Annotated in this window: 15 protein-coding genes and 1 other RNA gene; 6 read left to right on the forward strand and 10 right to left on the reverse strand. The window is 64.8% G+C overall.

Features of this window, described 5'->3' with window-relative positions; translation table 11 throughout:
* The first annotated feature begins 453 nt into the window (after positions 1-453).
* Positions 454-855, forward strand: a transfer-messenger RNA (tmRNA) gene (ssrA, locus tag BN3659_RS09165).
* A gap of 547 nt (positions 856-1,402) precedes the next feature.
* Here ssrA and BN3659_RS09170 read toward each other — a convergent pair.
* Entirely contained in the window at positions 1,403-2,728 is a 1,326-nt protein-coding gene (locus tag BN3659_RS09170; protein ID WP_091536405.1) for an NAD(P)/FAD-dependent oxidoreductase, read from the reverse strand.
* 1,193 nt (positions 2,729-3,921) lie between these two features.
* On the opposite strand from BN3659_RS09170, the gene BN3659_RS09180 reads away from it, so the two are divergent.
* The 3 genes from BN3659_RS09180 (at position 3,922) to BN3659_RS09190 (ending at position 6,695) form a co-directional block, all read left to right on the forward strand.
* Positions 3,922-4,284: a CidA/LrgA family protein gene (locus tag BN3659_RS09180; RefSeq protein ID WP_091536408.1), complete on the forward strand. Its 363-nt coding sequence runs from the start codon at positions 3,922-3,924 to the stop codon at positions 4,282-4,284.
* The gene (locus BN3659_RS09185; protein ID WP_091536409.1) at positions 4,262-4,957 is read left to right on the forward strand and encodes an LrgB family protein; all 696 of its coding nucleotides are present in this window, start codon (positions 4,262-4,264) and stop codon (positions 4,955-4,957) included. The genes BN3659_RS09180 and BN3659_RS09185 overlap by 23 nt, the downstream gene beginning before the upstream one ends.
* Before the next feature lie 73 nt (positions 4,958-5,030).
* Positions 5,031-6,695 carry a putative transporter gene (locus BN3659_RS09190; protein ID WP_091536411.1) on the forward strand — a complete coding sequence of 555 codons (1,665 nt, stop codon included), beginning with the start codon at positions 5,031-5,033 and terminating at the stop codon, positions 6,693-6,695.
* 1,082 nt (positions 6,696-7,777) lie between these two features.
* On the opposite strand, the gene BN3659_RS13165 is transcribed toward BN3659_RS09190, so the two are convergent.
* The 5 genes from BN3659_RS13165 to BN3659_RS09210 all read right to left on the reverse strand — a co-directional run bounded on the left by BN3659_RS13165 (position 7,778) and on the right by BN3659_RS09210 (position 16,199).
* A complete protein-coding gene (locus tag BN3659_RS13165; protein ID WP_171847742.1) occupies positions 7,778-7,954 on the reverse strand; it encodes a FeoB-associated Cys-rich membrane protein in 177 nt (58 codons plus the stop codon).
* Between the two features lie 3 nt (positions 7,955-7,957).
* Positions 7,958-10,495: a ferrous iron transport protein B gene (gene feoB / locus BN3659_RS09195; protein ID WP_091536412.1), complete on the reverse strand. Its 2,538-nt coding sequence runs from the start codon at positions 10,493-10,495 to the stop codon at positions 7,958-7,960.
* Positions 10,496-10,570: 75 nt separating this feature from the next.
* Positions 10,571-11,938 (reverse strand): efflux transporter outer membrane subunit, encoded by a 1,368-nt coding sequence (locus BN3659_RS09200; RefSeq protein ID WP_091536414.1) that lies wholly within the window; start codon positions 11,936-11,938, stop codon positions 10,571-10,573.
* The gene (locus BN3659_RS09205; protein WP_091536416.1) at positions 11,935-15,078 is read right to left on the reverse strand and encodes an efflux RND transporter permease subunit; all 3,144 of its coding nucleotides are present in this window, start codon (positions 15,076-15,078) and stop codon (positions 11,935-11,937) included. Before BN3659_RS09205 ends, BN3659_RS09200 begins: the two co-directional genes overlap by 4 nt.
* Before the next feature lie 8 nt (positions 15,079-15,086).
* Positions 15,087-16,199 (reverse strand): efflux RND transporter periplasmic adaptor subunit, encoded by a 1,113-nt coding sequence (locus tag BN3659_RS09210; RefSeq protein ID WP_091536417.1) that lies wholly within the window; start codon positions 16,197-16,199, stop codon positions 15,087-15,089.
* 179 nt (positions 16,200-16,378) lie between these two features.
* Between BN3659_RS09210 and BN3659_RS09215 the strand changes: the two genes are divergently transcribed.
* Positions 16,379-16,552 (forward strand): histone H1, encoded by a 174-nt coding sequence (locus tag BN3659_RS09215; protein ID WP_091536419.1) that lies wholly within the window; start codon positions 16,379-16,381, stop codon positions 16,550-16,552.
* A gap of 575 nt (positions 16,553-17,127) precedes the next feature.
* On the opposite strand, the gene BN3659_RS09220 is transcribed toward BN3659_RS09215, so the two are convergent.
* From BN3659_RS09220 to BN3659_RS09230, 3 genes are all read right to left on the reverse strand, one after another.
* Positions 17,128-18,840, reverse strand: a complete 1,713-nt coding sequence (locus BN3659_RS09220; protein WP_091536420.1) for a lipid A phosphoethanolamine transferase — start codon at positions 18,838-18,840, stop codon at positions 17,128-17,130.
* 12 nt (positions 18,841-18,852) lie between these two features.
* The gene (locus BN3659_RS09225) at positions 18,853-19,371 is read right to left on the reverse strand and encodes a hypothetical protein (RefSeq protein WP_091536422.1); all 519 of its coding nucleotides are present in this window, start codon (positions 19,369-19,371) and stop codon (positions 18,853-18,855) included.
* A 98-nt stretch (positions 19,372-19,469) separates the two neighbouring features.
* Entirely contained in the window at positions 19,470-19,892 is a 423-nt protein-coding gene (locus tag BN3659_RS09230; RefSeq protein WP_091536423.1) for a DoxX family membrane protein, read from the reverse strand.
* 1,826 nt (positions 19,893-21,718) lie between these two features.
* Between BN3659_RS09230 and BN3659_RS09235 the strand changes: the two genes are divergently transcribed.
* Positions 21,719-22,198 carry a low molecular weight protein-tyrosine-phosphatase gene (locus BN3659_RS09235; RefSeq protein ID WP_091536427.1) on the forward strand — a complete coding sequence of 160 codons (480 nt, stop codon included), beginning with the start codon at positions 21,719-21,721 and terminating at the stop codon, positions 22,196-22,198.
* Here BN3659_RS09235 and BN3659_RS09240 read toward each other — a convergent pair.
* On the reverse strand, positions 22,176-23,051 hold the full coding sequence (locus BN3659_RS09240) for a PorV/PorQ family protein (RefSeq protein ID WP_091536425.1): 876 nt from the start codon (positions 23,049-23,051) through the stop codon (positions 22,176-22,178). The genes BN3659_RS09235 and BN3659_RS09240 overlap by 23 nt on opposite strands.
* Positions 23,052-23,102: the final 51 nt, after the last annotated feature.

Raw genomic sequence — 23,102 nt, forward strand, 5'->3', positions numbered from 1 at the left:
GCCCGAAGGTGCACCGGAAGCGCCGGAAGGGGCTTGCTTCGCCCGCGCCCCCCCCTCCGGCCTCCGAAGGGCCGTTCGAATGCCGGACGGGGCGCCTCGGAGGGGCCATGACGCGACGCCCCTTCCTTCTCGGAAAATACCCCGCATGTCCGGCGGTCGGCTCCGGGACGAACCGGTCTGCACGAATCTGTTCCGCACTCCGCCTTCCGATGATTCCGGCCGCTCTCCGCTGCGGACGGACAAAGCCCCTTCCCCGTCCGCGCCTCCCGTCCGCCGGCTGGACGGAAACCTTCGGGCGCGGCGCGGCCCTTCCCCCCCTCGGTTGCAGGAGCAGCGATCGTCCGCAGGCCCGTGCAGGAGCCTATTCCGCCGGCCATCCGTCGAAATTTGCCCGCACCGGCGGCGATTCCGGAATTTTTGTATTATCTTTGCATTCGGTTTCCACGCAAACTCGGGGCTGACCGGTTTTGACAGCAGGCAGAGTTTGTCGGTAAGCACGCCGAGCGCTGTGTGGCGGCTCGTTAATCCCGACGCTCAACATTCAAATGGCAATAACAGCTATGCACTCGCTGCCTAATTTTCAAGGAAAATTGGCTTAATCGCGTGGCCCGAGGCGGTCGTGCGACGAGTATCCCGAACGGCGGTTCCGCCCTTTAACCGCTGTTCATACGGGGTATCATCTCTTTAGGGATAGTCCGCCGGAGGCTTCGGCCGGCGGGCGAAACGAAGAAGCTGGGTCCCGGGCGAGGCTGCCGCCTGCCGTGAACGGGAAGAAGGATCGAATGGCGGCTAAGCGTGTAGAAAGCCTTCGGGCTCCCTGTTTGGACGCGGGTTCGACTCCCGCCAGCTCCACCGGACGAGGCTCTCCAACGAGCCTCCGTTTCACGATTCCGCCCCTGACGGAGTGGCTCCGTCGGGGGCGGTTTCCGATTTTCGGGATCTGTCGGACGGCCTTTCTTTCCGCTCCTGTCGCTCCCGCCCTCCAGCCGAAGGAGGGGTTTCCGCGAGTGGGGGAGGCGCTTGCCGCGCGATCTTTGTTTCGTTGCGAATTTCGGCAGGCAGCGGTGGCCGCTGCTGCGCCGTCCTGCCGTTTGCCCCGAATCCGGCGGACTTCCGAATTTCCGCCTGTGCCCGCTGGCCGTTTCCGTCTTCGTGTGCGATGCGGAAGAACGCCCTCGCGGAATCCGCTTTCCCCCTTCCTGCGATGCCGCGACGCATGCCGCCCGCCGGACCTCCGCCATCTGCCGGACGTTATGGGAGGGGCTTCCGGCATCCCCCGAAGCCCCTTTCCGCGCCGGGAAACTCGGGGTTGCTGCTGTGCACGGCATCCCGTCCGTCTGCGGCGCCGTGCCGTCTCGGCCCGTTTCTGTCCGGACGCCTGTTCCGCAGTCTTTCGCGGGTCTCACTTCTCCGTCGGTGCGCACGGCATCCCGTCCGTCTGCGGCGCCGTGCCGTCTCGGCCCGCACGCAGGATCAGCCGAAGCGACTGGTCGTAGGTGAAATAGTTCCAGACCCAATTTACGAATACGATGATTCTGTTCTTCACGCCGAGGATCGAGCGCAGGTGCACCACGAGCCACATCGTCCATGCCGCCCAGCCGTCGATGCGCAGCTTCCCGATTTCGGCCACGGCGCGGTTGCGCCCCACGGTCGCCATGACGCCCGGATTGCGGTATCGGAACGGCACCATCGGCCTTCCCGACGCCTTGCGGCAGAGGTTGTCCGCGAGACGTTCTCCCTGCTGAATGGCGGGCTGCGCCAGTTGGGGGTGCCCGTCCGGATAGTCCGGATCGCCTCGCAGGATGCACTGGTCTCCGATCGCGTAGATGTTGTCGTACCCTTCCACGCGGTTGAAGGCATCGACGCGGATACGGCCCCCGCGGCCCGTGGGCAGCAGGCCCTCGTCTCCGATGCGTTCGGCTTCGACGCCGCTCACCCAGATGAAGGTCAGCGAGGGCAGCCCGCTCCCGTCGTCGAACACCACGCTGCGGTCGCGGTAGTCCGTAACCTTTTTGCCGAGCAGAATCTCCACGCCCATGCGGCTCAGAAAACGCCTCGCGGCATCCGACGAGGGGGCCGACATTCCGGCCAGCAGACGGTCGCCCGCTTCGACCAGATGGATGCGCATCCGCTCCGCCGGAAGATCCGGATAGTCGCGCGGCAGCACGAAACGCTTCATTTCGGCGAGCGCTCCGGCGATCTCGACGCCCGTTGCGCCTCCGCCCGCGACGACCACGTTCAGCAGTTCGTCGCGTTCGCGCTCCGAGGACGAGGTGAGCGCCCGTTCGAAGTTCGTCAACAGCGTATTGCGCAGTGCCGTCGCCTCCGCGACGCTCTTCATCGGCAGCGCGTGGCTCCGGAGGTGTTCGTTTCCGTAGAAGTTGGTCGTCGTGCCCGCGGCCAGCACGAGTTCGTCGTACTCCAGCGACCCGATCGAGGTCCGCAGGGTGTTGCGCTGCGGGTCGACGGCCTGCGCTTCGGCCATTCTGAAGTGGAAATCGCGTTGTTTGCGGAAGATCCTGCGGAACGGAAACGAGATCGAAGAGGGCTCCAGACCGGCCGACGCCACCTGATAAATCAACGGCTGGAATTGATGATAGTTGTTCCGGTCCACGAGCACCACCTGATAGTCCGATCGGCGCAGCCGGCGGGCGAGCTTCACTCCTGCGAAACCGCCGCCGATGATTACGACCCGCCTTTGCGGGGTTCTTGGTATATTGAAACTCATCGTATTGCGATTGTTCGTCCCGGCTTCTTGCCGATGCGGTCCGCCGCTTGCGGGGCCTCTCTCCGGCGAAGAGCCTGTTGCGTACTGGCCGGGCACCTTTCGTGCCGAAACCGCCGCCCGGCGCGGGAAATGCACCGCCCCGGCCGCACGTCCCCTCCCTGCATGCCTCTGCGCCGGACTTCCCTGCGCCGCGGCCCGTCCGGCGAGACGGCGCACGACGTTTTCGCAGCCGGGCTTCCGACGACCGCAGGTGCGGGCTGAAGCAGGTACGCCCGCGATCGCCCCGGCGATGCCGCGCTGCGCGGACGCTTCTCCGTCCGGCGCTCCCGTGTAAAACCCTGCGGAAAACGGGATTCGCCGGGGCACCCGTCCCGTTGCGCTCGCTCCGCACCGGCGGGCGCACGTGCGGCCAAGGCGGCGCCTTCCCTCCCCGGGAATGCCTCATTCCCCGTTGCCGGCGGACCCGATGCCGCGGTCCGGCTTTCCGGCAGGCTCCGCACCGCCGGCGGTGCAGCGTTTCGGAGCGCATTTCCGCCCGCCCCGATCCCGGTCTCGCTTCTTCCGCCGCACCGACGCGAGCCCCGCACTCTGCGGGAAGCATCTGCGGACCTCTTCATTCCGCGCCTCCGATCCCGGTCTCGCCTCTTCCGCCGCACCGACGCGAGCCTCGTACTTTGCGGGAAGCATCTGCGGACCTCTTCATTCCGCGCCTCCGATCCCGGTCTCGCCTCTTCCGCCGCACCGACGCGAGCCTCGTACTTTGCGGGAAGCGGCTGCGAACCTCTTCATTCCGCGCCTCCGATCCCAGTCTCGCTTCTTCCGCCGCACCGACGCGAGCCCCGCACTCTGCGGGAAGCATCTGCGAACCTCCTCCTTCCGCCCGCCTCCGATCCTCCCGATTCCGGACGATCTACTCACAGCCACCTTTCCCCCCCCCCGGACGGCATCGTTTCCGCTCCGGTGCGCCCGCGCGGCATCTCGCCTCCCGACTGCCGGGCCGGCGGCGGATATTCTCCCCGGTCGTCCGCCGCCTTCGATCCGCCCGGCTTCCGTGCGTTCCGGCAAAACGCGGAAAAACGGCTTTTACCCCCGGCTTCTCCGCGACGTTCGGCCCCGCCTCGGGTATCGCCTCCCGGCGAAATGCAAAAAAAAGTTGCTTTTGCCCCCGATTTATTCGTACCTTTGCCGCTCGGATGACGGGACTTTTCTACATACTGCTTTTCTGGCTCGCCGGCAACGTCCTGAGCCATTGCACGGGAGGGTACGTGCCGGGCAACATCGCGGGCATGGTGCTGCTCTTCGCGGCGCTCAGCCTGCGGTGGGTGAAGGCCGAGACCGTGCGCCCCGCGGCCCGCTTCCTGCTGGGCGCCATGGCGCTCTTTTTCGTGCCGTACGGCGTGGGGCTGATGGTTTCGTGGCGGACGATCGCCGAGAATCTCTGGGCCATCGTCGTCTCGGGTATCGTGAGCACCGTCGTCGTGCTGGTGAGCGTCGGGCGGACCTTCCAGTCGATCAACCGCCGCAAGAGAGAAGATGATCCGGTCTATCGTCCATAGCGACCTTTTCCTGCTGACGGCCACCGTCGGCTTCTACTGCCTCGGCGCGTCGCTCTACCGCCGGACGCATGCCGTCGTGCTCCATCCCGTCCTGCTCGCCTTCGCCGCGATGATCGGCGTGCTCGAAGTCTGCGGCATCGAGTACGCCCGGTACGAACAGGCGACCGGCCTCCTCGATTTCGGCCTCGGTCTTTCGGTCGTGGCTCTGGGCTATCTGATGTACGAACAGGTGAATCGGATCCGCGGACGTCTGCTTCCGGTGCTCGTCTCGGCGGTCGTGGGGTGCGTCTTGGGGGTGCTGAGCGTCGTCTACATCGCCATGGCTTTCGGGGCCGAACGCACGGTGCTCACCTCGCTGGCCCCCAAGTCCGTTACGGTCCCCATCGCCGTCTCGGTGGCCGAGCCGCTGGGCGGCATGGTTACGCTGACCTCGGTCGTGGTCTTCTGCGTCGGCATCTTCGGCAGCCTCTTCGGCGAGTGGATACTCCGCCGCTGCGGGGTCCGCGATCCCGAAGCCCTCGGTTTCGCACTGGGTTCGGCGGCCCACGGAATCGGCACGGCGCGCGCCATCGAACTCGGCGCCGTCGAGGGTGCGCTCTCGGGTTTGGCGATGGCGCTGATGGGACTGGTTACGGCGGTTCTGCTGCCTCTGATGGAAAAATACCTCTATTAAGTTTTTTTAATCTCCGGAAAATACTACTTTTGCGGCACCTAAAACTTTACCCTACACAAAAGCGGCTTTTCATATGGAGTGGCTCTACTCTCTCTTTTTCGGCAGCGGCATCGCCCATGCCGTCCTGACGTTCGCGTTGGCCATCACCGCCGGCATCCTGCTCGGCCGGGTGAAGATCGGCGGCGTCTCGCTCGGCATCACGTGGGTGCTCTTCGTGGGCATCGCGCTCAGCCATTTCGGCATGACCGTCGACGGCGACGTGCTCCATTTCGTCAAGGAGTTCGGATTGATTCTCTTCGTCTTCTCGATCGGCCTTCAGGTCGGCCCGGGCTTTTTCTCCTCGTTCAAGCAGGGCGGCTTGCAGCTCGTCGGCTGCGCTGCGGCGATCGTGCTGCTCGGCGTGGCCGTGGCCTATGCGATCCACGTCGCCACCGGGACGCCGATCCCGACAATGGTGGGCGTGCTCTCGGGCGCCGTTACCAACACCCCGGGCCTCGGCGCCGCACAGCAGGCTTACACCGACGCCTCGGGCATCGACGATCCTTCGATCGCATTGGGCTATGCGGTGGCCTATCCGCTGGGCGTGGTCGGCATCATCGCCTCGATGATCTTCGTCCGCTATGCGCTGCGCGTGAAGTTCGAGCAGGAGAACGAAGCGCTCGCGGCGCTCTCCCGCGAGCATAAGCTCGCTTCGAAGGTTTCGATCGAATTCAACAACGAACTGCTCGACGGCCGCACGGTGGCCTACATGCGCGATCTGGTGAAGCGTCAGTTCGTCATTTCGCGCATCATGCGCCCCGACGGCTCGGTCGCAATGGCCGACGCCGACAGCACGGTGCATCAGGGCGACCGGCTGTGGGTCATCGCCGACGCCGAGGACCTGCCGGCGATCGTGGCCTTTTTCGGTCATGAGGTGGAGATGGACGACGTGGCGTGGGGCAACAACACGCCCGACTCGGAGCTCGTCTCGCGCCGCATTCTCGTTACGCGCTCCGAGATCAACGGCAAGAAGTTCTCCGACCTGCGCCTGCGCACCAAGTACGGCATCAACATCACGCGCGTCAACCGTTCGGGCGTGGACCTGATTCCCTATCAGGGGCTCGAACTCCAGATCGGCGACCGCGTGATGGTCGTCGGCCCCCGTTCGGCGGTGGAGCAGACGGCCAAGGTGCTGGGCAACTCGCTCAAGAAACTCGACCAGCCCAACCTGCTGACGATCTTCGTCGGCATCGCGCTCGGCGTGCTGCTGGGCTCCGTGCCGCTGCTCAATGTACCCCAGCCCGTGAAACTGGGGCTGGCGGGCGGTCCGCTGATCGTGGCGATCCTCATCGGCCGCTTCGGCACCCACTTCCACCTCGTAACCTACACCACGCAGAGCGCCAACCTCATGCTGCGCGAAGTGGGCATCGCGCTCTTTCTCGCTGCGGTGGGCATCGGCGCCGGCGACGGTTTCGTGGATGCGATCCTGAACGGCGGCTATCGCTGGATCGGTTACGGCGTGTTGATTACCGTGATTCCGATTCTCATCGTGGCGGTCGCGGCGCGCCTGTGGCTCAGGATGAACTATTATACGCTCATGGGACTGATCGCCGGCAGTACGACCGATCCCCCCGCGCTGGCCTACGCCAATGCCACTGCGGGCAACGACATGCCGGCCGTGGGCTATTCGACGGTCTATCCCGTGGTGATGTTCCTTCGCGTGCTGACGGCCCAGATATTCATCCTGTTCGCTCTCTGACGGGGCGGAACCGAGTAGTAGAAAGGAGAGAAGGGGGGGGGAGACGAGGTGAGGTGAGGTGAGGTGAGGAAGCCGGCCCCACTCCCTATCCGCTTTCCGACCGAAAGAAGAGACTGTCCGACGAATTGCGCAGGGCGGCCTCATTTCATTCCTACCGCCTCCGAGTGTTTTCCGCGAACCGGCAGTTCCCGAAAGGGGAGGGGCCTACCGGCTTTTCCTCGTTCCCTCCGCGCTTCGGGCGCCCCTCGCTGACGGACGATCCCTCCGGCGTAACGACCGCAGACTGCCGCATGCGTGTCCGTATCCGCTCTTCCGTGCCCCTCGCAGCCGCACGCCGTCTTCGCTCCGCTTCCCGTCCGCCCTGAAGCGCTGTCCGACCTGCATCGCGCGGCCGGGGCGCATCGTCTGCGGCGGGCACGGTTCCAGTTCGGAGCTTGACCCGTCGGAATTCGGCCCAATCCGCTAAGAACGCAACTCTCAGCCGAACCTGCCGCGCGCAGCTCGCCGAACCCGCTCCGCAATTCCCTCTTCCGTTGAGAGGCTTTTATACGCAAGAAAGCCGGCGGCCGCGACGAACCGCCGCCCTCCGCCGGAACCGAGTATTCCCGTGCGCCTGCCCGCAATAACCCGCGAAGTGCCGCCCTCCCTCCGTTGAGAGGCTTTTATACGCAAGAAGCCGGCGGCCGCGACGAACCGCCGCCCTCCGCCGGAACCGAGTGTTCCCGTGCACCTGCCCGCAATAACCCGCGAAGTGCCGCCCTCCTCCGTGGAGAGGCTTTTATACGCAAGAAAGCCGGCGGCCGCGACGAACCGCCGCCCTCCGCCGGAACCGAGTGTTCCCGTGCGCCTGCCCGGTCATCCGAGCGGATGGCGCGAAAAACGGCTGCCTAACGGGTATTTTCAACGCTCTGAGAATTGCGTATTCGGAAAAGTTCTCGAATAGCGGCACGAATGAAAAAGGGGGTGCCACCAAACTTGTCGGACACCCCCGTTCCCGTCCTGCCTTTCCGGCCGGCTCTTCTCCTGCCGCGTCCGTATCGGGCCGGCACACCGTCGCCTCCGGCCCCGGCGCTCGTCCGTCTTCAGCGCTTGCGTCTGTCCCGCGTGCCGGCGCCGTGCATCGGACAGCCCCTCGAACCGCACGAGGCGCACCCGCCCCTGCGTTTGCCGCGCAAGGCGCACACGAGCCGCCGGCCTACCGCTGCGACGACGGCCGCACCGATGATCCAGACGACTATGTCCTGCCACGTGGGTTGCATCGCTCACACGAAGAATTGCACGATCCGATAGGTCAGATAGGACATGATCCAAGCCAGCGCGGTGCTGTAAACGACGCTTCCGGCCGCCCATTTCCACCCCGACTCCGCCGCGATCGCCGCGATGGTCGCCAGACAGGGGAAGTATATGAGGATGAAGACGAGGAATCCGGCCGCCGAAGCCGCCGTGAAATCGCCGCTCGCCAGCAGACGTTGCGGCAGATTGTCGATCGCCTCCTCTTCGTCCGCGGAGGCGCCGGTTCCGTCGTCCGCCGCCTCTGCGGAAGCATTCTCGGCGACACGTATTCCGGTCGGGCCGTCCGCGCCTCCGATGCGCTCCGTGCGGAGCTTCTCCGGCGCATCGGCTTCGGCGGGTGCGTCCGCGCTCTCGGAGTAGAGCACGCCCATCGTGCTCACGACGATCTCCTTGGCCGCCACGCCCGACAGCACGGCCACGCTGGCCTTCCAGTTGAGCCCCAGCGGTTCGAACACCGGCTCGCAGGCTTTGCCCACGCGGCCCAGATAGGAGTTTTCGTAGTGCTGTTCGTAGCTCTGGCCCGCTTCGGGACGCGGGTAGTAGCTCAGGAACCAGACGATCACCGAAGCCGCGAGGATCAGTCCGCCCATCTTGCGCAGGTATTGCGCGCACTTGTCCCACATGTGCGACATCGTGGCCTTCCACGTCGGCATGCGATAGGGGGGGAGCTCCATGACGAAGGGCGTTTCGTCCACCTTGAAGAAGCTGCGGCGCATGAGCCGGGCGGTCATCACGGCGACCAGAATGCCCAGCACGTAGAGGCCGAACAACACCAGCCCCGCGTGCGACGGGAAGAAGGTCCCGGCCAGCAGCAGATAGATCGGCAGCCGGGCGCTGCACGACATGAAGGGGGTGATGAGCGCCGTGATGAGCCGGCTGCTGCGGCTTTCGATCGTGCGCGTGGCCATGATGGCGGGCACGTTGCACCCGAAGCCCATGATGAGCGGTATGAACGACTTGCCGTGCAGGCCGATGCGGTGCATCACCTTGTCCATGATGAAAGCCGCGCGGGCCAGATAGCCCGAGTCCTCCATGAACGAGATGAAGAGGTAGAGGATCATGATCTGGGGCAGGAAGACGATCACGCTGCCCACGCCTCCGACGACGCCGTCGACGAGCAGGTCCTTGAGCGATCCGTCGGGCATCCACGTCTCGATGCCCGTGCCGATCCAGCCCACGAGCGTCTCGATCCACTCCTGCGGATAGGCCCCGAGGCTGAACGTGCAGTAGAACATGAGCCACATGAGGAAGAAGAAGATCGGGAACCCCCAGAGCTTGTGCGTTACGAAGGCGTCGATCACCGACGTGGCCGTCGCCTCCTCCTGCCGCCCGGGCGTGTAGGTCTCCTTCAGGGCGCCCGAGATGAACCCGTATTTCTGGTTCGCGAGCGCCGTTTCGACATCTTCGCCCAGCGCCTCCTCGATGCGCCGGGCTTCGCGGTCGCGGATTTCGATCCACTTCGGATAGCGTTCGCACGTGCGGAGCGCCTGCTCGGCCTGCCGGTCGCGTTCGAGCAGCTTGAGCGAGAAGTAGCGGGGCGGGAAGTACTGCGGCAGCTGGGTGCGGTGGGCGCTGAGGTCGCCGTTGAGCTCGCGCAGGCTCTCTTCGATGACGGGGCCTTCGTTGATGTGTATGTGCCGCACGCGGCTGTCGCGGTTCTCGTAGACGGCGACCACCGTGTCGAGCAGTTCCTCGATCCCCCGTCCGCTGCGGGCCACGACGGGCACCATCGGCACGCCGAGCATCCGCCCGAGGCTGTCGTAGTCGAGCCGCGCGCCGCTGGCCTCCAGTTCGTCGTACATGTTCAGCGCCACGACCATGCGCTGGCTCAGGTCGATCAGTTCGGTGGTGAGGTAGAGGTTGCGTTCGAGGTTCGAAGCGACCACCGCGTTGACGATCACGTCGGGCGCCTGCTCGGCCAGATGGCGCCGCACGTAGAGTTCCTCGGGCGTATAGGCCGAGAGGGCATAGGTGCCCGGCAGATCGGTGATCTCGATGCGGTATCCCTTGTAGAGGGCATATCCCCGCTTGGCGTCCACCGTAACGCCGCCGTAGTTGCCCACGTGCTCGTGCCGGCCGGATATGGCGTTGAACAGCGACGTCTTGCCGCTGTTGGGGTTGCCCACGAGCGCCACGTAGATGGTCTCGGGGCCGGCCGCCTGCGCCGTCCCGGGTGCCGGAGCCCCGTCGCCCGGGGTGCATCCGCAGCACTCCTCGCACCGTTCGCGGCGTTCGGACGCATCCCCGCCTGCGGTGCCGGCCCGGCGTCCGCGTCCGGCCTCGTCGTCCGGCACGACCACCACCATGTCGGCTTCGCTGCGCCGCAGCGACAGGTCGTAGCCCATGATGCGGTATTCGATCGGGTCGCGCAGCGGTGCGTTGAGCACCACCTCCACGCGCTGTCCGCGCACGAATCCCATTTCCATGATGCGGCGGCGGAATCCTCCGTGGCCCGTTACCTTGAGGATCGTGGCCGATTCGCCCGTTTTCAGTTCGGAAAGACGCATACTTTTTCGCAATGTTTTTTTGCCCGCAAAGATAGCGAATTCCGTCCGAACGGACTATCCCCATTAGTAGGTATTTCACCAGCCGCCGCCCAGCGCCTTGCAGAGGTCGATGCAGGCGATGTACTGCTGCGCCGTGAGGTTCGCCAGCTCCATCTGCGATTCGTAGAGGCTGCGTTCGGCGTCGATCACCGAGAGGTAGTCCGCCATGCCGCTCAGATAGAGCGCGCGCGTCATGTCCGCAAGACGTTCGTTGGCTTCGACCAGCCGCCGGGTCTGCTCGGTCTGCGAGCGGTAGGTCCCGATGGCCGCGAGCGCCGTCTCTACGTCGGCGAACGCTTCGAGCACCGTCTGTTCGTAGGCGAAGACGCTCTGCATGTAGCTCTCCTTCGCGGCCAGCTCCCTGCGGCGGAGTTTGCCGAACGAGAAGATCGGCTGCGCGAGCGACCCCACGGCGGTCCACGCCCACGGGTCGCCCGAGGTCAGCCCTTTGACCGACGTGCTGGCGACGCCGCCCTTGCCCGTCAGCGCGATCGAGGGATAGCGCGCCGCACGGGCGATTCCCACCTCGAAGGCCGCCTGCTGCATGGTGTAGTAGGCTTCCATCACGTCGGGCCGCCGCTCCAGCAGCGCCGAAGGCAGTCCGGCGGGGATCTCCTCCGGACGGCAGTCCGTCTCCAGCGCCCGGCAGTCGCAGAGGGTGTCGGCCAGCTGGGGCGTCTGCCCGAGCAGCGTCGAGAGCGACAGCCGCGTCTGCTCCACGGCGCGGCTGTATTGCGGGATGTCGGCCGCCGCCGTGTAGACCAGACTGCGGGCCTGTTCGAGCGCCACGCCGTCCGACATGCCGTAGCGGAACATCGAGTCGATCAGCGCGGCCGATTCGCGCCGCAGCCCGCAGCTGCGGCGGGCTATTTCCAGATCGCTCCGGTATTGCAGCAGCGTGAAGTAGGTCGTGGCGACCTCGGCCGCGAGCGACAGCCCGACGCCGCGCCATGCCCATTCGCTGGCGAGGATCCGGGCGCGTGCGGCGCGGTCCGTATTCCGGAGTGCGCCGAAGAGCGACACCTCCCACGTGAGCGCGGGTTCGACGGCGTAGCTCTGCACGATCTCGGTCCGGGACGTGTAGTCGCCCTCGGCCGAGACGTCCAGCCCCACCGACGGCATGAACTCCGACCGCGCCACGGCCAGCTGGTCGCGTGCTTGGGCGATGCGCGATGCGGCCGAGAGGAGGTCGCGGTTGTTCGTGAGGGCCGTCTCGACGAGCAGGTTCAGCTGCGGATCGCAGAACATCTCCCACCAGCGGACGGGGATCGTCGTGCTGTCGCCGGCGTCCCGTCCGGCATGGAGATACTTTTCGGGCACGTCGACCTCGGGCGGGTAGAGCTTCGGCATGCAGGAGGCGAAGAGTGCGGCGCAGCATAGCGCGGCGATCAGTCTGTGTTTCATTTCAATTCGGCTTCAAGTTCTTTTTTGCGTTCGCGCCGGCGTTCGAAGCGTCCGATGCGCCCCACGAGGTAGTAGAGCGCGGGGTAGACGAAGATGCCCAGCAGCGTGGCGAAGAGCATGCCGCCCACGAGCGCCACGCCCATGATGTTGCGCGCGGTGGCATAGACGCCGCTGGCGAAGATGAGCGGCATGACGCCCAGAATGAACGCGAAGGCGGTCATGACGATCGGCCTCACGCGCAGCCGGGCGGCACCGACGGTCGCTTCGAGCAGCGACTTGCCCTCTTCGAAGAAGAGCCGGTCGGCGTACTCCACGACGAGAATGGCGTTCTTGGCCGCCAGCCCGATGAGCATCACCAGCGAAATCTGCATGTAGATGTTGTTCACGAAGAGCGGGTCCGTCAGGTGCGCGCCTGCGATGAAGAGCACCGCGCCCAGCACGGCCACCGGCACGCTCATGAGTATGGCGAGCGGCAGCCCCCACGATTCGTAGAGGGCCGCCAGCGCGAGGAAGACGAAGACGAGCGCCAGCAGATAGACCAGCCCGCCGGTTTTCGAGGCGTTGGCCTCCTGATAGGATATGCCGCTCCATGCGATCCCCACGTCGTCGGGCAGCACTTCGTCCGCCGCAGCTTCGACGGCTTTCATCGCGGTCGAAGTCGATGCGTCGGCCGCGGGGCTGATCGTCAGCGAGATCGAGCGGTAGAGATTGAACTGCGAGACGTATTCCACGCCCACCGTGTCGACCACCTCCACCAGCGCCGCGACGGGCACGCTCGCGCCCGAACCGTTCTCGATGTAGTAGCTGTCGAGCGACCGGCGGCCGATCCGGTAGTCGGGCGCCGCTTGCAGATAGGTCTGGTAGAGTTTGCCGAAACGGTTGAAGTTGTTGATGTACGAGCCGCCCAGCAGGGCCGTCAGTTCGCCGTAGAGTTCGCCGAGGTCGACTCCCTGACTGAGGGCCTGCTCCTTGTCGATGCGCAGGCGCCGCTGGGGGATGCCGGCGTTGAACTGCGTCGTTACCGAGGCGATCCCCTCCGTCTTGCGCAGCGTGTCGATCAGCCGGTCGGTCTGGGCCGCGAGGTAGGCGGTCCCCCGGCCTTCGAGGTCCTGCACCTCGACCGATACGCCCGACGAGATGCCGATGCCCGGGATCGAGGGCGGGATGAAGGCGTAGCATTCGGCTCCGGGGACCGCCGCGTAGAGCTCTGCGTTGAGCTGCTGCGCGATCTGCATGGCCGAGAGCTTGCGGTCGGCGTAGTCCACGAGCGAAACGAAGATGATGCCGCTGTCGGTCGAGGCGATGCCGGCCATCATGTTGAAGCCGGCGGCGAACGACGTGGACTGCACCTCGGGCAGCCGTTTGATGACGGCGTCCGCTTCGAGCATCGTCTGCTGCGTGGTTTGCAGCGACGAGGCTTCGGGCGTGTTGACCATCACCATGACGTATCCCTGATCCTCCTCGGGCAGGAATCCGGCCGGGAGCGTGCGCCAGACGAAGAAGATCGCGAGGAGGACGGCCGCGACGAAGATGCCCGTGCGGGCCACGTGCTTCACGGCCGTCGACGAGAAGTGCGTGTAGCGGTCCATCTGGCGTCCGAACCAGCGGTTGAAGGCGGCGAAGAAGCCCTTTTTCGCGGGCTCCTTGGGCCGTAGCAGCAGGGCGCAGAGCGCGGGCGAGAGCGTGAGGGCGTTGAAGGCCGAGAGCACCACCGAGACCGCGATCGTGATGGCGAACTGCCGGAACAGCAGCCCCGTGATTCCGCCCGTGAACGACACGGGGACGAACACCGCGAGCAGCACCACCGTGGTGGCCACGATCGGCGACGAGACGTTGTGCATGGCTTCGAGCGCCGCCTTGCGGGGCGTCATGCCGGCCGCGATGTTGACCTGCGCGGCTTCCACGACGACGATCGCGTCGTCCACGACCAGTCCGATCGCCAGCACCAGCCCCAGCAGCGAGATGATGTTGATCGAGAATCCCATGAGCGGGAAGAGCATGAAGGCGCCGACGAGCGACACGGGAATCGCCACGAGCGGAATGATCGTCGCGCGCCAGTCCTGAATGAAGAGGTAGATGATCAGGATCACCAGCACGAGGGCGATGACGAGCGTGCGGAATATATCCTCGATGCCGGCCTTGATGCTGGTCGTCGTATCCACGACCGTGGTGCAGCGGATGCCGTCCGGCAGCCGTTTTTCGAGCTTTGCGATGGCATCGCCGACTTTCGCGCCGACCTCCACGGCATTGCTGCCCGGCTCCTGATAGACCACCACGAGCGCCGTCGGAGCGCCGCCGAAGAGCGAGCTGACGCCGTAGCTCTGGCTTCCGAGCGAGACCTCCGCCACGTCGCGTATGCGGATCTGCTGTCCCTGCTGCGTGGTGCGGATCACGATGTCGCCGAACTCCTCGGCAGTCGAGATCTGCGCGGGCATCGTTACGGTGTAGGTGTAGGCCGTGCCGTCGGGCGCGGGTTCCGCCCCGAACTGTCCGGCGGGGTAGATGCCGCCCTGCATTTCGATGGCCGATGTAACCTCGCCGATCGAGATGCCGTAGTATTTGAGCACGTCGGGGCGGAGCCAGATGCGCATGGCGTACTCCCCGGCGCCCATGATGCTCACCTTTCCCACGCCGTCGATCTTGAGCAGTTCGTTCTGGAGGTTGATGTAGGCGTAGTTCGAGAGGAACTCGTCGTCGTAGCGGCCGTCGCTGTAGAGGGCGTACACGAGCAGGAATCCGGTCATGGTCTTCTGCGTCGTTACGCCCTGTTTGGTAACCGTGGCCGGCAGCAGCGGCGTGGCGGTCGACACGCGGTTCTGCGTGAAGATGGCGTCCAGATCGGGGTCCGATCCGATGTCGAACGTTACTTGCAGGCTCATCGAGCCGTCGTTGGCGCTGGTGGCCTGCATGTAGAGCATGTCGCTCACGCCCATGACGTTCTGCGCCACGGGCGTGGCCACGGCATTGTTCACCGTCTCGGCGTCGGCCCCGTCGTAGGTGGCCGAGACCTCCACCACGGGCGGCGTGATGTCGGGATATTGTTCGATCGGGAGCGTCCCGATCGAGACGGCCCCCACGAGCACGATGACCACGGCCAGCGCGATGGCGAAGATGGGCCTCGATACGAAGAATTTTTCCATAGCCCCTCCTACTCTTTTACGGGCACGACCTTCATGCCGTCGCGCAGTTTCTGACGCCCCGAAACCACGACGGTCTCGCCGGCCCCGACGCCCGATTCGATGCACCACATTTTACCATAGGTGTCGCCCAGCTCCACACGTCTGTATTCCGCCGTGCTGTCCGGCTTCACGATCCACACGGAGTTGAGCCCCTGCGCCTGATCCACGGCCTGCTGCGGCACCACGATGCGGGGCCGCGCGCCGCCGACGTTGGCCTCCACGCGGGCGAACTGCCCCGCCTTGAGCGTGAGGTCGGGGTTGGGGAACATCACCACGAGCACGATCGTCCCCGTGGTGTTCGACACGTCCTTGCGCGTGTAGTCGTATCGGCCTTCGAGCGGATATTGCACGCCGTCGGCCAGCGTGAGCCGTATGTCGGACAGCAGTCCGTCGTTTTCGTAGATCGACCGTCCGGGCGCGGCATAGCTCAGATATTGCGACATGGGGATCGCCACGTCCACGGTCATCGTGTCGAGGTTCGAGATGGTCGTGAGCACGCTGAACTGCGTCCCGGGTCCCACGTAGTCGCCCACGTGCGCGGGCGTGTGTTCGATGATGCCGTCGATGGGGGCGTAGAGATTCGTGTACCCCACTTCGAGCTGGGCGTTGCGCAGGGTTTGTTCGGCCGAACGCACCGCTGCGGCGGCCGCCTCGTACTGCGCGGTGTACTGGTCGAGCTGCGACCGGCTGATGGCGTTGATCTTCGACAGCGGCACGGCGCGTTCGTAGTTGTTCTTGGCTTCTATCTCCTGTGCGCGGGCCGATTGCAGCGCCGCTTCGGCCGCGAGCATCGTGGTCGAGAGCTGCACGGGGTCGATCGTGAAGAGAAGCTGCCCCTTCTTCACGGGCATGCCGTTCTCGTACCGCTTGGAAGCGAGGTACCCGTTGACGCGAGGCTGGATCACGGCGTCGTAGTTGCTTTCGAGATACCCGATGAAACTCATGCGGACGGGCAGGCTGTCCGCTGCGGCTCGGGCCGTAACGACCCGCAGGGGAGGCATGGCCTCCGGTTTTTTGCGACTTTCGCATCCTGCGGCGAGGAGCGCCGCAGCCAGCAGGAGCGAGGTGATGATCTTGCACATAACGTTGGAATTATGCCGGGGACACGGACAAAAAATATACCGCCGCGATATTCCGTCCGTACCTAAAAAAGCACGATCAGAGCCCGTACAGGCGTTTTTTTTACGCAAAATAATTGGAAAATCGATAAATTTTATATCTTTGCGAAGACAACAGACCCAAAATTTAATCGAAACACGTTATGAAAGAGTTAGTAGATCAGATCAAAGAACAGTACGAGGCGTTCGCCGAGAACGCCGAACTTCAGGTGGTGAAAGGCAACAAAGCGGCCGGCATGCGTGCCCGCAAAGCCGCGCTGGAGCTTTCGAAACTGATGAAAGAGTTCCGCAAAGTATCGGTAGAGGCTACGAAATAAGCACTGCCCGATGAGGGATAAGGGGCTGTCCGGGACTTGTCGGGCAGCCCTTTTTCATGCCCTCCTTCCGGTCGTCCCGCCGCTGTCCGGGAGCGTTCCCGAGCAGGGCGATTCTCAAGAGGGCGGGGGCGGGCGAATACCGTCAGCCGCTCCTTTTTCTCCCGCGGCCCCGCGCTGCGCCTCGTCCGGCGGTTCGCTCCGTTCGGACGCTTCGTCCCCGTCTCTTCACGCCCGCCGCCGCTCCGTTCTCTCTCCGCACATTTCTCGCTGCGAGAATCTGCCATCCGCTGCGCGGACGAATATCGCACGAGGGCGCCCTGTTCCGAACACCGGGCTGGACGCACCCGCCGCCGGGCTGCGACGACCGCTAACTGCGCTCTTTCGCCCTCGAAAGGACGAGCCCCCCCCCGGCGTCGGGACCGGAAATAGGGGGCTTTCCCCGCTTTCGTCCGCTTCGTTCCGCGGCGGAAAGGGCGCCATGCCCTCCTCCTTCGGAGAGCTTCGGGCGGTGCGAAAGGCTGCGGGAGCGGGAGCGGGAGATGCGAAACCGGCCCTTTCCTTCTTCGGGGCGGGCGTTACAACTCCACGCCGTAGCTCCGCAGCGTGTCGATGTCGAGCCGTGTCAGGCCGGTCCGGACGAACGGCACCGCTTCGTTGTGGTCGTTCAGATAGCGCCTCGGCGCCGTGCGGTCGTATCGGGGGTTGACGAGCGAAACCGACCGGCGGATATGATCCCCCTCGATCGAGGCCATATCGGCCATCGTGTGGAACAGCGCATGCGTCGTAGCGGGCGCATCGCCGTTCGCCTCGGCGGCCGCGGCCTTCTCCGGGAAATGCTGCCGGTAACGGTCCGAGAACCACGCCAGCGAGGCCACGTAGATCTGATAGGCGGTCGTGGTGGGCGAAGCGTGGAGGAAGCGCTGGCGGCTGTCGTCGAGCATGTCCTCGCCGTGGTCCGCACAATAGAGCAGCGCCGCATCGGCGTCGAGACCGTCGAGATAGGCGATGGTCTCCGCCAGAAAATGATCGGTGTAGACGACCGAATTGTCGTAGGCGTTTCGGAGTTTTTCGAGGTGTTTGGCAGAGATCGCCACGTCGCCGTCGGGCCGGAAGCGGGCGAATTCGCGCGGATAACGCTGGTGGTAGCTGAAGTGCGAACCGTAGCAGTGCAGGACGAAGAGCATCTTCCGGGCGTCGCTGTTTTCGACGGCGCGCTGCATTTCGTCGAGCAGCTGCATGTCGTAGCGGGGCGTCCGGATGTAGAGCAGATGGTCGGCATCGCGGGCCAGCTTGTCGATCATGGCCCCCTGCGGCGACTGGTTCGAGATGAACCACGTTTCGAATCCCGCCTCCTTGAACAGCGCCGGCAGCCCCTTGCGGCGGTAGAGTTCGCTGTGCTGGTCCGTGCCCACGGACGAGAGGATCAGCGGCACGCTTTTGTGCGTGGTATTGCTCTGGGTGAGCATGTTGCGGAACACCACGAGCCCCTCGGTCCGTGCGAGGCGGGGATTCGTTTCGCGGCCGTATCCGTAGAGCTGCCAGTTCATCGCGCGGGAGGCTTCGCCGATGACGTACACGTATATTTCGCGGCCGTCCGTCTGCGCCGTGCGCTTCGCATGGAAGCGGAAGTCCGCCGAGGTGCGCTCGAAGTGCTGCATCCGGCGGAACTCCTGCGCGCAGATGGTGATGTTGTAAAAGACGTTGACCGGAAAAATCTCGTCGCGCATCACGTGTTTGTCGCGGCTCGTACGATAGGCGGGGTAGAGTGCGAGCAGTCCGATGGCCATGAGCGACGCTCCGATCAGGCTGATCGTTACGCGGGACGTGCGCGAGATGTAGCGTTTGTGTCCTATTTCGCGTGCGGCGAACCACAGCAGCGGCAGATAGATGACGCACACGACGATGATCGCCGGATAGATGTTGCTCAGCAGCTCGCCCGCCTCGCCCGGATTGGTCGTCAGCACGTTGGTGAACATGTCCGTGGCGATGATCGAGTTCCCGAACAGATAGAGCAGCACGATCTGGAAAGCCGCGAGGAAGAGGAACGGGAATCCCAGCCAGATCATGATCCCCGAGCGGCGCAGCGCCACGCTCCAGAGCATGTAGAACCCGAGCGGCAGCAGGATCAGCGATTCGACCGTCCAGAGGGAGTAATGCTCCGTGTTGGCGAGGATGCAGTTCGGGATAATCAGCGCCGCGAAGAACCAGACGGACAGCAGGGTGGTGAACCTGCTCCGGCTCCGCACGACGGCTCTTCTCGGATCTTCTTTGGGAGAGTGGCCCTTCATCGCGGGGTTCCGTTACCGGTAGTCGTCCACCGTTTCGTAGAAAGCCTCGATGTCCTGTTCGGAGAGCGGACCTTTGCGCAGGAAGACCAGTTCGCCCTCCTTCGACACGAGCATCAGCACGAACCGGTTGTTGCAGTCGCCCAGCCCCCACGCCGTGCTCAGCGTGCGGTCTTGGTCGGCCAGCACGACGGCACCGTTGGTCTCCGTGCGCTTTTTCGCCATGCTGCGGGCCATGCCGTTGGGCACCATCGGCGCATCCTTGAGGTTCATCACTCCGAATGCATAGAGGTTGTCGCCCTCGGCGCGGTGGTTGCGTTCGAGTTCATCGGTGAAATCGCTGTTCTGCCTGTGGTGATCCGGATCGACGTAGAAGATCATCAGATTCTTTTCCCCGAAGTAGGGCAGCCCGGTCGGCTTGCCGTCGAGGTCGAGCACTTCGACGTTGTTCACTTTGCGGGGCAGCTCTTGTGCGGCTGCGGCCGAGACGCAGAGCGTGCAGGCGAGCAGGAGCGAAAAAAACTTCGTTTTCATATCGTCATGGTTTAGTAATCCGATCTCCGGTTGAATTTTGGGTACAAAGGTATAACATTTCCGTGAAACTCGGTCGACCGGTAGGCCGCAATATTGTTCTATCGGTTCTCATTCGCGGTTTTGCGGGGCGCCGCGAATCCGTCGAACGAGAAAAGGCCGCCGCCGGTGATGACGAGGGCCGCATAGACGGCCGCATAGACCAGTGCGGTTTCGCCCGAGGGGATTCCGTCGGCGAAGAAGAGCCACAGCATGCCTGCGGCCATCGCCGCTGCGGCCAAACGCACCCGGAACCCCAGCAGCAACAGGACGGCCATCAGCACCTCCGCGGTGCTCGCGACGACGAACGACGTCGCGCCGCCCGAGCCGAAGAGCGACGGATACGAGCCTATGATTTCGTTGTAGTTCTGCATCTTCCACACGTTGTGGAAGAAGATGCTCCCGCCGAGGAAGATGCGCAGGTAAAGCGTTCCCCAATCCATGCACCTGTAACGTGCCGCCCAGTCCGATATGCTTCGTCTCATGCCCCACCCGCTACAATTTGCATTCCAATCCGCCGGTCCGCTGCCCGCGCGGAGCCTGTCCTGTCGGCTTTGCCGGGACGCATCGTCTCCTCTCCCGCCTTCTTCGGATGTCGGAAAATTCATCCGGGGCGCCGCCTTTCCGACCGCCCGTGCGGGATTGCGGCGTCCGCAGATGCGGTCCGCGGCCCTCTTTCGCCCGTCCGACGGATTTTCGGCACGCCCCGGCAATGTCGCCGCCCCGTGCGGCGGGGTGCATTCCGGCTCCGGCAACGAACCGCCCGCGCGGAGCTTGTCCGATCGGCTTTGCCGGGACGCATCGTCTTCTCTCCCGCCTTCTCCGGATGTCGGAGAATTCATCCGGGGCGCCGCCTTTCCGATCGCCCGTGCGGGATTGCGGCGTCCGCAGATGCGTTCCGCAGCGGAATACTCCCGCCCCGCGGCCCTCTTTCGCGCGCCTGACGGACTTTCGGCACGCCCCGGCAATGTCGCCGCCCCGTGCGGCGGGGCATTCCGGCTCCGGCAACGAACCGCCCGTGCGGAGCTTGTCCGGTCGGCTTTGCCGGGACGCATCGTCTTCTCGCCCGCCTTCTCCGGATGTCGGAAAATTCATCCGGGGCGCCGCCTTTCCGATCGCCCGTGCGGGATTGCGGCGTCCGCTGATGCGTTCCGCCGTGGAATGCTCCCGCCCCGCGGCCCTCTTTCGCGCGCCTGACGGACTTTCGGCACGCCCCGGCATGTCGCCGCCCCGTGCGGCGGGGGGCATTCCGGCTCCGGCAACGAACCGCCCGCGCGGAGCTTGTCCGGTCGGCTTTGCCGGGACGCATCGTCTTCTCTCCCGCCTTCTCCGGATGTCGGAAAATTCATCCGGGGGCACCGCCTTTCCGATCGCCCGTGCGGGATTGCGGTGTCCGCAGATGCGGTCCGCAGCGCTCTTTCGCCCGTCCGACGGATTTTCGGCACGCCCCGGCATGTCGCCGCCCCGTGCGGCGGGGGGGGGCATTCCGGCTCCGGCAACGAACCGCCCGCGCGGAACAGCCCCGGAGGTCAGACGCCCCCGGGCGCCGCAGCTGCGACCGTACAGCTCTCCGGAAGCCCCCTCCCCGTCCCGATGCGTCCCGTTCGCCCGAAGCGCGAAGTTCGCACGGGCGCAGCCCGCCGCTTTCGCCCGAATCATGCGGTACGCCCGCCCCTTGCGGATGTTCGCCTGTTCGGAAACGGCTCCGCACGAAACATAGAGGGGCTGTCTAACAAGTCCCGAAAATCGGAAATCACCCCTGTCGGAATTCATTCCGGCAGGGGTAAAATCGTTGAAATCAGACTTGTTAGACAGCTCCAATTCGCACATACGTGAAAACCCCGGCAGCGCGGAACGAACGGAAAGAGGCGGTCGAGCGGCTTCCATTGCAGGACGGAAAATCCGCATGCTGCGCGACGCGGAAAGCCCCGGGGAAGCCCGCAAAGCCCCCCCCCGCAGGGCGTAAGGGGTGCGGGCGCTGCCGGGCGGCAGACCGAACGGGCGGCGGCGCGGATTTCCGCACGGGAAGGGTATGCCTTTCGTGCTGCCGCGGCTCGGCGCGAAGCGACCCGTCGGCCGCCCTGTTCGTCCCGGACCCGCGGCCGGCCGTTTCGGGCATCGGGCCGGGAGTATTCCGGCTTTCGGCCGCTTTTCGGGCACCTTTCGGCGGACCGAGACGTACGAAGACGCAAATGCATCCCGCTTCCGTTCCCGGTTCGTTCCCGGCTTCGGCCTTCGCTTCGGGGCCGTCCGCCCGGCGAAAATCCGAACCGATTCGCATCCGTTGCCGATTTATTCGTACCTTTGCCGCATGAAAACGAAGATTCTGTTCGTCTGCCTCGGCAACATCTGCCGTTCGCCGGCCGCGGAAGGCATCCTGCGGCATATGGTCGCGCGAAGCGGATTGGAAGACCGGATCGAGGCCGACTCCGCCGGCACCTATGCCGGCCACGCGGGCGAACTGCCCGACCCGCGCATGCGTCGGGCGGCGGCGCGGCGCGGATACGATCTGACGCACCGTGCGCGCCGGATCCGGCGAGAGGATTTCCATGCCTTCGACCGGATCGTGGTGATGGACGACGCGAACTACGAGAACGTACACCGTCTGGCCCCTTCGCGGGACTGTGCCGGGAAGATTTTCCGTATGACCGATTTCTGCCGCCGCTCGGCCCGCACTTGCGTCCCCGATCCCTATTACGGGGGAGACGAAGGTTTCGAGCTGGTGCTCGACCTGCTCGAAGAGGGCTGCGAGGGGCTGCTCGACGAACTCAGAAATCGAAGCCGAGACTGAAGCTGTACGTGTTGCGCAGATAGGTGCCCTTTTCGGCGAAGAGATAGGCGAAGTCGAGTCTCAGATGCAGAAACCGCACGCCGGCGCCCACCGAAGCGTAACTCGGACAGACGCTCTTTTCGCCGTAGTGGTAGCCGCCGCGGATCTGGAAGAGCTGCATGAGGTTGTACTCCGCGCCGACCGAGGCTTGGAATCCGCGCACGGACGAAGGGTTGAAGCAATACCCCAGATCGGCCGCCACCGTTATTTCGTGGGCGTCCGTGATGAAGGTGTCGAATGCGGCGCCCGCCGTGAACTCCGCCGGCATCCCGCAGCCATTGTCTCCGAAGTATCCGCCCAGCCCCGCGAGTTTCGCACCGGCCCGGAGCGTGGAGTAGTGCCCGATGTTTTCGAGCGGCAGCAGGTACATCGCGCTGAGGTCCGCCGCCAGTCCGTCGTCGTTCCCGCCGGGCCGCTTGAGGTGGGTGTATCGCCCGACGAGGCCCACCGACCAGCGTTCGCCGATGCGGCGTGCGTATCCGAGGTCGACCATCATGTCGCTGTTGCCTTTCTCCCGCCGGAACAGGCGCCATCCGGCCTGCAAATAGTTGCGGGCGTCGAAGTTGTAGGAGCCCGAGGCCGTGTAGTAGTTGTATTCCTTCTGCGTGAAGTAGGTCGTCGAAAGCTGCATCTTCATGGGCGAGAAGGCCGCGCCGGCGGCGTTGTTGTAGATGGCGTGCGAAGCCGCGAGGGTGGTCGTTACGACGCCGCCCATACTCATGCTCTTCGCATCGGGGCTGGGGAGCACCGGCTCTTGCGCCCGCACACCGAGCGCCGCGGCGCAGGCCGCGAGGAGGATTCCGATTCTTTTCATACGGCAAATATAACAAAAAAGATGCAATCCCGGGCCTTCTCCGCCGATTTC

It is taken from the genome of Alistipes sp. CHKCI003 (genome assembly GCF_900021155.1).
GTDB lineage: Bacteria > Bacteroidota > Bacteroidia > Bacteroidales > Rikenellaceae > Alistipes > Alistipes excrementavium.

What these genes read in the sequence shown, in the direction of transcription:
- BN3659_RS09220 (WP_091536420.1), bottom strand. Translation starts at nt 18,840, where the DNA reads ATGAAGGGCCACTCTCCCAAAGAAGATCCGAGAAGAGCCGTCGTGCGG.
- BN3659_RS09230 (WP_091536423.1), bottom strand. Translation starts at nt 19,892, where the DNA reads ATGAGACGAAGCATATCGGACTGGGCGGCACGTTACAGGTGCATGGAT.
- feoB (WP_091536412.1), bottom strand. Translation starts at nt 10,495, where the DNA reads ATGCGTCTTTCCGAACTGAAAACGGGCGAATCGGCCACGATCCTCAAG.
- BN3659_RS09240 (WP_091536425.1), bottom strand. Translation starts at nt 23,051, where the DNA reads ATGAAAAGAATCGGAATCCTCCTCGCGGCCTGCGCCGCGGCGCTCGGT.
- BN3659_RS09180 (WP_091536408.1), top strand. Translation starts at nt 3,922, where the DNA reads ATGACGGGACTTTTCTACATACTGCTTTTCTGGCTCGCCGGCAACGTC.
- BN3659_RS13165 (WP_171847742.1), bottom strand. Translation starts at nt 7,954, where the DNA reads ATGCAACCCACGTGGCAGGACATAGTCGTCTGGATCATCGGTGCGGCC.
- BN3659_RS09200 (WP_091536414.1), bottom strand. Translation starts at nt 11,938, where the DNA reads ATGAAACACAGACTGATCGCCGCGCTATGCTGCGCCGCACTCTTCGCC.
- BN3659_RS09205 (WP_091536416.1), bottom strand. Translation starts at nt 15,078, where the DNA reads ATGGAAAAATTCTTCGTATCGAGGCCCATCTTCGCCATCGCGCTGGCC.
- BN3659_RS09235 (WP_091536427.1), top strand. Translation starts at nt 21,719, where the DNA reads ATGAAAACGAAGATTCTGTTCGTCTGCCTCGGCAACATCTGCCGTTCG.
- BN3659_RS09190 (WP_091536411.1), top strand. Translation starts at nt 5,031, where the DNA reads ATGGAGTGGCTCTACTCTCTCTTTTTCGGCAGCGGCATCGCCCATGCC.
- BN3659_RS09185 (WP_091536409.1), top strand. Translation starts at nt 4,262, where the DNA reads ATGATCCGGTCTATCGTCCATAGCGACCTTTTCCTGCTGACGGCCACC.
- BN3659_RS09170 (WP_091536405.1), bottom strand. Translation starts at nt 2,728, where the DNA reads ATGAGTTTCAATATACCAAGAACCCCGCAAAGGCGGGTCGTAATCATC.
- BN3659_RS09215 (WP_091536419.1), top strand. Translation starts at nt 16,379, where the DNA reads ATGAAAGAGTTAGTAGATCAGATCAAAGAACAGTACGAGGCGTTCGCC.
- BN3659_RS09225 (WP_091536422.1), bottom strand. Translation starts at nt 19,371, where the DNA reads ATGAAAACGAAGTTTTTTTCGCTCCTGCTCGCCTGCACGCTCTGCGTC.
- BN3659_RS09210 (WP_091536417.1), bottom strand. Translation starts at nt 16,199, where the DNA reads ATGTGCAAGATCATCACCTCGCTCCTGCTGGCTGCGGCGCTCCTCGCC.